Consider the following 9747-nt stretch of genomic DNA (forward strand, 5'->3'; position numbering starts at 1 on the left):
CCGTCGAGACGGTGCCCGAGCATCAACTGGTCGATCGGCTGGTGCGGGAACGGCGTGCGTTTCGCAAGCTGCTCCGGTACGACCTCGGGCACCGTGACCGGCTCGCCAGCGTCGTGCTCACCGACGCGGGGCTGCCGATGCCCACGGTCTTCGCGGAGGCCGCCGACGGTCCGGCGAACCTGCCGCCGCCAGAGTGCGGCCCGAGGTCATGACGCCGGCCATGCCGGTATGGGGGTCGGGAGACGGGCAAGGGCCGCGGCGGCCGCCGGCCGGCGAGATCGGCGAGATCGGCGAGATCGGAGAGATCGGAGAGATCGGCGCGACCACGCCCGGATGGCGTCGTTTCGACGCCTTCGTGTCTTCCGCCACGGGCCTCTCACAGCAGATAGGATTTTGCGGTTCCCATGCCGCCAGGGAAGGAATCCAGGACATGACGCTTCGAATGATCGTCCCCATGCTCGTCTGCCAGGACGCTGCCCAGCAGATCGAGTTCTGCAAGTCCGCGTTCGACGCAACCGAGCTGTCGCGCCGCGCGGGAGCCGACGGCCGCGTGATCCACGCCACGCTGTCCTTCGGCGGCGCGCTCTTCATGGTGCATGACGACGCCCCCCATCTGGGCAGCCGGCCCCCGGAGCCTGACGGCAGTTCACCCGTCGTCAACTACCTGTACTGCGATGACGTCGATGCCCTCATCGGGAAGGCCGTGGCCGCGGGCGCGCGCGTGCTGATGCCCGCCGCAGACCAGTTCTGGGGCGATCGTGTCGGGCGCATCATGGATCCGGCGAACCACGTGTGGAACGTCTCTGCGCGCCTCGCCCGCTGAGGCCATGCAGTTCACCCAGAAACTCCGCGAGGGTGTCCGGCGCGGCGACATCACGACCTCCATCCGTGTCTGGCAGTCACCCCGCGTCAAGGTCGACGGCCGGTACCCGGTGGAAGGGGGGCACGTCATCGTCACGTCCATCCGCGAGATCGAATGGCGCGATGTCTCGGACTCACTCGCGCGTGAGTCCGGCTTCCGCAGCCTGGCCGACCTCATGCAAACGGCCCAGCACGGCAAGGGCCGTCACCTCTACTTCATCCGCTTCCGCTTCGAGGGGTCCGACCATGCGCTTTGACGCGAACGATTGCCTGCACCTGGGCGCGGATCAGTCTGTCAGCCGTGGCAGCAGCGCCAGCCCGTTTCACGGCTTTCCGGGCTTCACGTTCACGCCGGTCTCCATGACGCACGACGCCCCGCACGGCGGCGAGATGCACCCGGACGGCGATGAGATCCTCTACGTCGTGGCCGGTCGCATCGCCGTCACGCTGGAGTTCGACGAGCCGCAGACGATGGAGATCGGCCCCGGCCAGGGCCTGGTGGTGCCACGCGGTGTCTGGCACAAGGTCCGCGTGCTGAGCCCGGCAGAGATGGTCACGCTGTCGCCCGGCCCGACACTGGAGTTCCGCGCGCCGCTTTAGGACGCACAGGTCGTCTTCGTGGCGTGCACGGCGCGTGGGCTCACGGCGCCCTCCCTCGTGCTCTCGGGCTCTCGGGCTCTCCTGCTCTCGTGCCTTGCGTCGCCGACGCCGCGCCCACACGGTCGGCCCGGATGGATCAGGGTGCCCCTAGGGATTCGACGGACGCAGCAGCAGGGGTTCCGCCCCGATACTCGCGCCCCAAAAAAGGGAGCGTCCATGAATCGACCGGACTTCGCGCGCTGGCTGCGCGCCAGCGCCGTGCTGCTGCTTGTCACCGCCTGCGGAGGCGGCGGAGGGGGTGGTGGCACGCCCGCGCCATCCCCGGTCCAGGCCACCGCCCCGAGCATCACGGCTGCGCCCGCGGCCCTGACCGTCGACGACGGCGCCGCGGCCAGTTTCAGCGTGACGGCCCAGGGATCGGGCACGCTGAGCTACCAGTGGTCGCGCAACGGCGCGCTCATCGCGGGCGCGACGTCAACCACGTTGACCCTGGCCGCCGTGCAGTTCACCACCGATCAGGGCGCGCAGTTCAGCGTCACGATCACCAATGCCGCCGGCAGCGTGACGAGCGCGGCCGCGACCCTGACCGTGAAGCCCCTGCCCGTCACGCTGGACGCCGATCTTCCCGACGTCGTTCAGGCGGAGGCCGGCACCAGCCGCAGCTTCAGCATTGCTGCGCGCGGCTCCCAGCCGCTCACCCTCCAATGGCTGCGTGACGGTGTACCCATCGCCGGGGCCACCTCGACCAGCTACACCACGCCAAAACTGCAGCTTGGCGACGACGGCACACGGATCTCGGTGCAGGTCGGGAATGCGGCGGGCGCGGTGCTGAGCCAGGCCAGCCGCATTGGCATCGCCGCCGGCAAAACGACCGTGATCGTGACCAGCTGCCGCGAGATTACCCAGCCCGGCCACTACGTGCTGGACCGCGATATCGCCGCGTCAAACGCCAACAGCCCGGCCTGCATCGACATCCATGACACCAGCGACGTGCTGCTGGACTGTGCCGACCACGAAATCGCCAACGCCACCCGGGACTACGCCCACGCCGTGCACGTCACCCACTCAGAGCGCGTCTCGCTGCGGCGTTGCCGCGTGCGAGCGGATTGGAACGAGCTGCGCGATGTGCGCGATGTCAGCATCATCGACAACGTCATCAAGCCCGCCGTCCCTAGCAAGCCCAGCATCTTCAACGTCGAAACCGCGGAGCGCCTGCGCTTTGCCGGGAACCAACTGACCGGCTCCTACCAGCACGTCTACGCCAGCGACTCGACGATCTCCCACAACCGCGTGAAAACCGTGCCCACCGAGATCGTGGCGGCGTTGCTGACGCTCAACCTGGGCAGCAACAACCGCGTGACCGACAACCAGCTGGACGGCAACTGGGACTCGTCGGTATCCGGCTGGAATGGCGCGGACGACGGCATCATCATGGCGGACGAGTCGAGCGTGCTGGTCAGGAACAACCAGATCGTCGGCGTCTGGGATTGCGGCATCGAATGGATGGGTGACCTGAATAACGCCACGGTGCAGGGCAACCAGATTTCGCGCGCGGCCTACTGCGGCATCGGTGGCTGGTATTTCTCAAGCCTGCACGACACGAAATTCCTGGACAACCGCGTCGAACGCTCGGGCCAACTCTTCAGCCTCTTCCGCGCGTATTGCCTGCGGCCGGCGGGGTGGGATCCACGCAAGCTCATGCCGGCAGACACAGTCATCCGTCTTGAGAACAACCGTTTCGAGAACAACCGCTTCAGTCAGCCGCTGTCCGGCCCCGAAAGCCCGGCCTCCTACTTCAACTTCGCCTTCGCCTTCGGCGTGAAGGAAGCCTGCTCCCAGGGCTACAAGGATCAGATGCCCCAGCCCAGCGACTTCCGCCTGAAGAACAACGTCTTCAAGGACAACGACTTCGGCGGGGCCCAGAGGCAGCCCTACTTCGACGGGTCGATGCAAGGCGCCATCGTCGACGGGGGCGGCAACATCTGCAAGGCCTCGACCGAAACGGCTTACCCGCTCAAATGCAATCCGCCGCCCAAACCCTGATGCGCTGACCGGGCCAGAGCAAGCTCAGCGCCGTGGCGCTGGGAGGCTCAGGCCCGACTCGTCACTCCCATTCGCCGCCACTGGCAGGCGGCTGTCTGGACAGGAGTTCCTCCTCGGTGAGTGGGCGTCCCGTCCAGACGCGCACCTGCGAGGCGCCCGCACCCAGGGCCATCTCGCGGAAGGCTCGGCGCTCAACCTGGGTGAACCCTCCGGCAGGAGCCCCCAGCGGATGGAGGACGACGTAGGGGGCAAATGTCAGCAGCGAGCGGCCCAAGACCCTGCGCATCTGATGCTTCAAGAGCTGCTCCGCGACGGTGAAGTCGGAGACAAGGCTGCGTGGATGCGCAAACGGGTTCACAACGTCTGCCGCGTGAGACGCAGCCGCTGCCCTTGCCTGCGGACCTACCGCAAGGATCTTCGGCCTCGGCGGTGAGCTGATCGCCAGCTCCGGCACTTCAGAGATTGACTCGCCTGTCTTGAGATTCTTGAGCGTGAGGCGCTCGGGCGAAATTTGGACGTAGATGATCGGCGAGAGTGCGGGGAACATGCGGCGGGACCTGAGTGACTAACGCACAAGACAAGCAGCATACAAAGGCGCGGCTTCCTTCTGGGGCGGGTGATTCAATGATGGGGGACGCCCGGCCGGCGCGGAGCCAGGTCGTGTCGCCGCGGTCATGCAGCCTTGCTCCGATTTGATCAAGTTGGGCGCCGGGCTGCCCGCACGGCTCGAATACGATGGTCCGCTCCTCCTTCGGCAAAGGCCCAGCCCATGCGATGCTCCGGCATCACGATCCTGCTTCCCCTTGCGCCCGCCACTCCTGCGGGCCTCCAGGAGTCCGAGCGACTCTGGAACATGCAGGCCCAGGCCTTTCCCTCTCTGGGCGGCAAGCCATGACGCCGATTCAGCAATGGCATGCCACCCGCAGCCTTCGCCTGCTGCTGCAGACGCTGCGCGACATGGTGGTCTCGATGGGCCCGCTATTGCTGCTGGGCGGCGGCCTGCTGGTCGCGGCCTACTGGTGGCTGGACCCCCAGCCGCCTCGCAAGGTGAGGCTGGCCACCGGCCCGGCCGCGAGTGCCTACGCCGCCTTCGGTGAGGGCTACGCGAAGGCCCTGGCGCGCGAGGGCATCCAGGTGGAGCTCATCGCCAGCGAAGGCGCACAGGACGATCTGGCCCACCTGCGCGCGGGCACGGCCGATGTGGGTTTCGTGCGAGGCGGCATGGCCGATCCGGCAGCGGATACCGAGGCCGGCATCGTCTCGCTGGGCAGCCTGTTCTACGAGCCGATCTGGATCTTCTATCGCCGTGATCTCGGCATCGTGCGCCGCCAGCCGGGCGGCGAACTGCAGCGCCTGGACCAGTTGCGCGGGCTGCGTGTCAGTGTGGATCAGGACGGCAGCGGTGTGCCGCAGATTGTGGAGAAGCTGCTGGCGCTGAACCAGCTGAAGCCGAGCGATCTGCGGCTGTCCCATCTGGCGCCCGACGCCGCCGGCGAGGCCCTGCGCCAGGGCCGGCTGGACGCCGCGGTGCTCATCTCGGCCCCGCAGGCCGGCTTGATCCGCGCGCTGCTGCGCGATCCGGCCATCGCGCTGATGGCCTTCGAGCAGAACGAGGCCTACTCGCGCCACCTGCCCTTCTTGTCCACCGTGAGGCTGCCGCGCGGTGTGGTGGACCTGGCGGCCGATGTACCGCCTCACGACGTGCCGCTGCTGGCGACCACCACCGCACTGCTGGCGCGCGACCAGACGCACCCTGCGCTGCGCCAGCTGTTCGCGCAGGCGGCCCTGGGCCAGCACAGCGAGGCCGGCTGGTTCAATGGCGCGCGCGACTTCCCCAACACCCGCACCAGCGAGCTGCCGGTCAGTGCCGAGGGCGACCGCGCGATCAACGGCACGCCGCCGGCCTGGGCGCGTTACCTGCCCTTCTGGGCCGGCAACCTGCTGGAACGCATGTGGCTGGTGGTCGGCGGCCTGCTGGTGCTGATGCTGCCGCTGTCGCGCGTGGTGCCACCGCTCTACACGTTCCGGGTGCGCTCGCGCGTGTTCCGCTGGTATGCGCGGCTGCGCGAGGTGGAAGCGAAGCTTGAAGCCGGCACCGGCAAGCGCGACGCGCTGCTTGACGAGCTGGACGAGCTGGACCGCGTCACGCACCGCATTGCGGTGCCGCTGTCCTATGCCGAAGAGCTCTACGCGCTGCGCAACAACATCTATGCAGTGCGCAAGCGCCTGCTGGCCCAGCGGTCCCGTCCAACCGACGGACCTGCCGACGGACCCGCCGACGGAGCATCGGACCGAGCAACCGATTGATCGACTGGCGCCGCGGCGGCCCCGACCCGCCCGTCAACGCCGCCCGTCAACGCCGCCCGAGTGAAAGATCCGGGACTCGCGCGTCCACGCGCAAGCGCGCCGGCCACGCGGTGAGCGACTGACGCAGGAAGATTCTCTTGACACATTTCGATGATTAGCTAATCATCGCATCATGAGTCAGGTGTTCAAGGCGCTCTCCGACCCTACCCGCAGGCGGGTCCTCCAGCTTTTGCGCGAAGGCCCCCTCAGTGCCGGCGAGCTGAGCGACCAGTTCAATGTCTCCAAGCCGACCATGTCGGCGCACTTCGCGGTGCTCAAGGACGCCGACCTCGTGCATGCGGAGAAGGCTGGCAAGTCCGTCATCTATCACCTGAAGCTCTCGGTGCTCGAAGAAGCCCTGCTCGGCTTCGTGCAATCGTTCGGTGTGGGCGCGCAAGCGCCAAAGCTCAAGAAGGAGGCTGTGCGATGAACAAGGAACAGAAGGACGAGATGAAGGGCAGCCTCGCCTGGGGCATCGGCATCCTTATCCTGGCCCTCCTCTCGACCTACGCACGCCGGCAGGGCTACATCGACGGCGACACCGTCACCCGGCTGGTCATCGGCGCCAACGGTCTCATGATTGCCTGGTTCGGCAACCGCCTGCCGAAGGCCTTCGTGCCCAATGCCTGTGCGCGCAAGGTGCGGCGAGTCGCCGGCTGGTCCTTGGCACTGAGCGGCCTCGTGTATGCCGCGCTGTATGCCTTCGCACCACTCTCGATGGCGTTCTGGGGCGGAACTGCCGCGGTGCTGACGGGCATCGCGGTCACGACGGGCTACTGCTTCTCGCTGCGAGCCCACGCGAAGGCCGCGTAGCGTCCACCCCGTTGGCGCCGCGATGGGTGCGGCGCAGCGGCGCTTGACGGACACCCGTCTGCCCACGCCCCGGGAGGGGTTCCCAGCCTTACTCCTCGTTCGGGTGGTTCGCAGACTCGGTGTTCTTGTCCGAGTCCGGGTCCTCATCGGTCCCCGTGGCCGGCTCCACGGGAGGCGTCTTGGGACGCGCCGGTGTGCCGCGCGATGCGCCTTGGTCCTCTCCCTCGACGGGGTACACAGGCCGTCGTCCGGGCAGGGGTTGAATCGGGTCGGTGGCCATGGGATCTCCGGCAGGGATGGAGCGCCCACGGGGCAAACGGCGTGCCCTGCGAAGCGTCCCCGCGGTTGCGCCATCGTCCGACACGCGACCCGCGCTGCGAGGTCTACGGTCAAGCTTCACTCGATGGAGCCCACCATGTCCGACGACACGACGAAATCGGGCGGCCAGGACCGCACGCGCATCAACCTCAGCGAGGACTACGAAGTCCGCGACTGGTCCCGGAAATTCGGCGTCACGCCGGACGAGTTGCGGGCGGCGGTCAAGGCGGTCGGCAACTCCGCCGCGGCCGTGGAGGCGCATCTCAAAGGACAGCAGGGACAGCGAGGACAGCGGTGATTCAGCAGCATCCCTTTCGCGGCCTGATGATTCTGGTCGAGGCGCGGCCCGAGGGGCCGGAGCGCTACCGCCCTGCGTTCGCGGTGGCGCAGCGGGCGGATGCCGAGCCGATCCACAGCGACCTGCTCGACATCACCTGCGAATCGGTAACGGCCGCATGGGCGCGTGGGCGCGAGGCAGGCGAGCTCTGGATCGACGCTCACCTGAAAGCCCCGGGCGTCGACGCGCCCCCCTAGAGGCATCGCTGCCATGAAGGTCGCGACATGGAATGTCAACAACGTCGTGCGGCGCCTCGATCTGCTGCTCGATTGGCTCGATCGCGCCCAGCCGGATGTCGTGGCCCTGCAGGAGCTCAAGACCACGACGGCGCTGTTCCCGGCCGACGCGCTGCGCGAGGCCGGGTATCAATCCCTGGTCGTCGGACAGAAGACCTGGAACGGTGTCGCCCTCCTCGCACGCGGCCATGACATCGTCGAGGTGGCCACTCAGCTGCCGGGAGACGCTATGGACCGCGAGGCGCGGTACGTGGAGGCCGCCATCCACGGTGTCCTGTTCGGAGGGCTCTACCTCCCGAACGGCAACCCGCAGCCCGGTCCCAAGTTCACCTACAAGCTGAAGTGGTTCGAACGGCTGCGCCAGCGCGCTGAAGCGTTGTGGAAGTCCGGCCAGCCCGTCGTGCTGCTGGGTGACTGGAACGTCGTCCCCACCGAGTCCGACATGTACAAGACCGAGTCGTACCGCAATGACGCGCTCGTTCAGCCGCAGGCCCGTGAGGCGTTCGCCAGCATCCTGGCGCAGGGCTGGACAGACGCGATCCAACACGTCTTCCCCACCGACGTCCCCTACACCTTCTGGGACTACAGGCGCAAGCGCTGGGAGCGCGACGCGGGCCTTCGAATCGACCATATCCTCGTCAGCGCCCAACTGAAGGTCATGGCCGCGGGGGTCGACCGGGACGAGCGCGGCAAAGAAGGCCCGAGTGACCACGCCCCGGTGTGGGCAGAGCTTCGGCTGGGCAAGGGCACCCGGGCAGCGGCAAAGCAGGTCGCGGTCAAGACCTCGAAGCGCGCGGCCCCCTCCTCCGCCCAGGCTCGCCCGCCCGAACCCGCCGCTCCCGAAGCGCCGGCGCCGCTCGAGCGCTACAACGCCAAACGCGACTTCGACGTCACGGCCGAGCCGGCCGGCGTCGTACAGCGCAAGCGGGTGAAGGCCAGGGACGAGCTGCAGTTCGTCATTCAGAAGCACTGGGCCAGCCACCTGCACTACGACTTCCGCCTGGAACTCGGCGGCGTGATGGTGAGCTGGGCGGTGCCTAAAGGTCCCTGCTGCGACCCGGCCATCAAGCGCATGGCCATCCACGTCGAGGACCATCCCATCAGCTACAACACCTTCGAAGGCGAGATTCCGAAGGGCCAGTACGGCGGCGGCACCGTCATCATCTGGGACCGGGGCACCTGGGAGCCCGTCGGGGATCCGAAGGAAGGACTTGCCCAGGGCAAGCTCGTCTTCCACCTGCACGGCGAGAAGCTGGCCGGCCTCTGGGAGCTCGTCCGCATCGGCAAGCACGCCGACAAGAAGCCTCATTGGCTGCTGCTGAAGAAGCGTGGCGATGCCTGGGCCCGACCGTTGGCCGAGTACGACGTCGTCACGGCATTGCCGGACAGCGTCGTTGCCCATCCTCTCGGGAGGGTCGAGGCGCGCGAACGGCGGGGTGCGCCGTCTGCGACCGGGGAGCCCCGCGACCGCCACGAGCCCGACCTGGCGCGCGCAAGAAAGGCCGCCCTCCCCGCCAAGCTGGAACCCCAACTGGCCACGTTGGTGAGCGCCGCGCCCACCGACGCAGGTTGGCTCGCCGAGAGCAAGTACGACGGCTACCGCATCCTTGCTCGCGTCGCCAAAGGCAAAGTGCAGCTCTTCACGCGCAACGCCAATGACTGGACCACCAGGCTCCGTCGCGTCGCTGGCGCCATCGAGGCGCTGGACATCGACACCGCATGGCTCGATGGCGAAATCGTCGTCATGAACGACCGGGGCGTGCCGGATTTCAACGCGCTGCAAAACGCCATCGACATCGCGGCAAGCGAGGCCATCGTCTACTACGTCTTCGACGTCCCCTACCTGGGCAAACAAGACCTGCGAGCCGTGCCATTCGAGAGCAGGCGCAAGGTGCTCGAGGCGCTGCTGAAGGACCGCGCTTGCGACAGCGTTCGTCTGAGCCAGAGCTTTGACGCGCCCGCTTCCGAGCTCCTTGCGGCAGCGTGCCAGATTGGCCTGGAGGGGGTCATGTTGAAACGGATGGATGCGCCCTACGCCTCAGGCAGGACGCAGACGTGGCTCAAGCTGAAGTGCCAGCACCGGCAGGAGTTCGTCGTGGTCGGCTTCACGGACCGCAAGAATGCGGACGGCGAGGTCGGCAACCTGACCCGGGGGTACTACGACGACGGCGAGCTCCGGCACGCCGGCGCCGT

Annotated in this window: 12 protein-coding genes; 11 read left to right on the plus strand and 1 reads right to left on the minus strand. The window is 67.6% G+C overall.

What is annotated here, in order from left to right; all coding sequences use genetic code 11:
• The 5 genes from VGF12_RS16950 to VGF12_RS16970 form a co-directional block, all read left to right on the plus strand.
• Positions 1–212, plus strand: a 212-nt coding sequence (locus VGF12_RS16950; RefSeq protein WP_331177222.1) for a DUF1173 family protein, incomplete at its 5' end; no start/stop codon positions are given.
• The gene (locus VGF12_RS16955) at positions 209–823 is read left to right on the plus strand and encodes a VOC family protein (RefSeq protein WP_331177223.1); all 615 of its coding nucleotides are present in this window, start codon (positions 209–211) and stop codon (positions 821–823) included. The genes VGF12_RS16950 and VGF12_RS16955, both read left to right, overlap by 4 nt.
• A gap of 4 nt (positions 824–827) precedes the next feature.
• Positions 828–1118, plus strand: a complete 291-nt coding sequence (locus VGF12_RS16960) for an ASCH domain-containing protein (RefSeq protein ID WP_331177224.1) — start codon at positions 828–830, stop codon at positions 1116–1118.
• On the plus strand, positions 1108–1461 hold the full coding sequence (locus VGF12_RS16965) for a cupin domain-containing protein (RefSeq protein WP_331177225.1): 354 nt from the start codon (positions 1108–1110) through the stop codon (positions 1459–1461). The genes VGF12_RS16960 and VGF12_RS16965 overlap by 11 nt, the downstream gene beginning before the upstream one ends.
• Before the next feature lie 216 nt (positions 1462–1677).
• Entirely contained in the window at positions 1678–3504 is a 1827-nt protein-coding gene (locus VGF12_RS16970) for a right-handed parallel beta-helix repeat-containing protein (protein WP_331177226.1), read from the plus strand.
• A gap of 61 nt (positions 3505–3565) precedes the next feature.
• Here VGF12_RS16970 and VGF12_RS16975 read toward each other — a convergent pair whose 3' ends face one another.
• The gene (locus VGF12_RS16975) at positions 3566–4051 is read right to left on the minus strand and encodes a rod shape-determining protein (protein WP_331177227.1); all 486 of its coding nucleotides are present in this window, start codon (positions 4049–4051) and stop codon (positions 3566–3568) included.
• Between the two features lie 344 nt (positions 4052–4395).
• On the opposite strand from VGF12_RS16975, the gene VGF12_RS16980 reads away from it, so the two are divergent.
• The 6 genes from VGF12_RS16980 to ligD form a co-directional block, all read left to right on the plus strand.
• Positions 4396–5811 carry a TAXI family TRAP transporter solute-binding subunit gene (locus tag VGF12_RS16980; RefSeq protein WP_331177228.1) on the plus strand — a complete coding sequence of 472 codons (1416 nt, stop codon included), beginning with the start codon at positions 4396–4398 and terminating at the stop codon, positions 5809–5811.
• Between the two features lie 172 nt (positions 5812–5983).
• Positions 5984–6280 (plus strand): autorepressor SdpR family transcription factor, encoded by a 297-nt coding sequence (locus tag VGF12_RS16985; RefSeq protein WP_331177229.1) that lies wholly within the window; start codon positions 5984–5986, stop codon positions 6278–6280.
• Entirely contained in the window at positions 6277–6663 is a 387-nt protein-coding gene (locus tag VGF12_RS16990) for a hypothetical protein (RefSeq protein ID WP_331177230.1), read from the plus strand. The genes VGF12_RS16985 and VGF12_RS16990 overlap by 4 nt, the downstream gene beginning before the upstream one ends.
• A gap of 415 nt (positions 6664–7078) precedes the next feature.
• Complete coding sequence (locus VGF12_RS16995; protein WP_331177231.1) at positions 7079–7279, plus strand: DUF3606 domain-containing protein; 201 nt, start codon at positions 7079–7081, stop codon at positions 7277–7279.
• 26 nt (positions 7280–7305) lie between these two features.
• Entirely contained in the window at positions 7306–7515 is a 210-nt protein-coding gene (locus VGF12_RS17000; protein WP_331177232.1) for a hypothetical protein, read from the plus strand.
• A gap of 13 nt (positions 7516–7528) precedes the next feature.
• Positions 7529–9747: non-homologous end-joining DNA ligase (ligD, locus tag VGF12_RS17005; RefSeq protein WP_331177233.1), on the plus strand; the 2219-nt coding region annotated here is incomplete at its 3' end.

The organism is Roseateles sp. (assembly GCF_036404855.1).
Classification (GTDB): Bacteria; Pseudomonadota; Gammaproteobacteria; order Burkholderiales; family Burkholderiaceae_C; genus Pelomonas.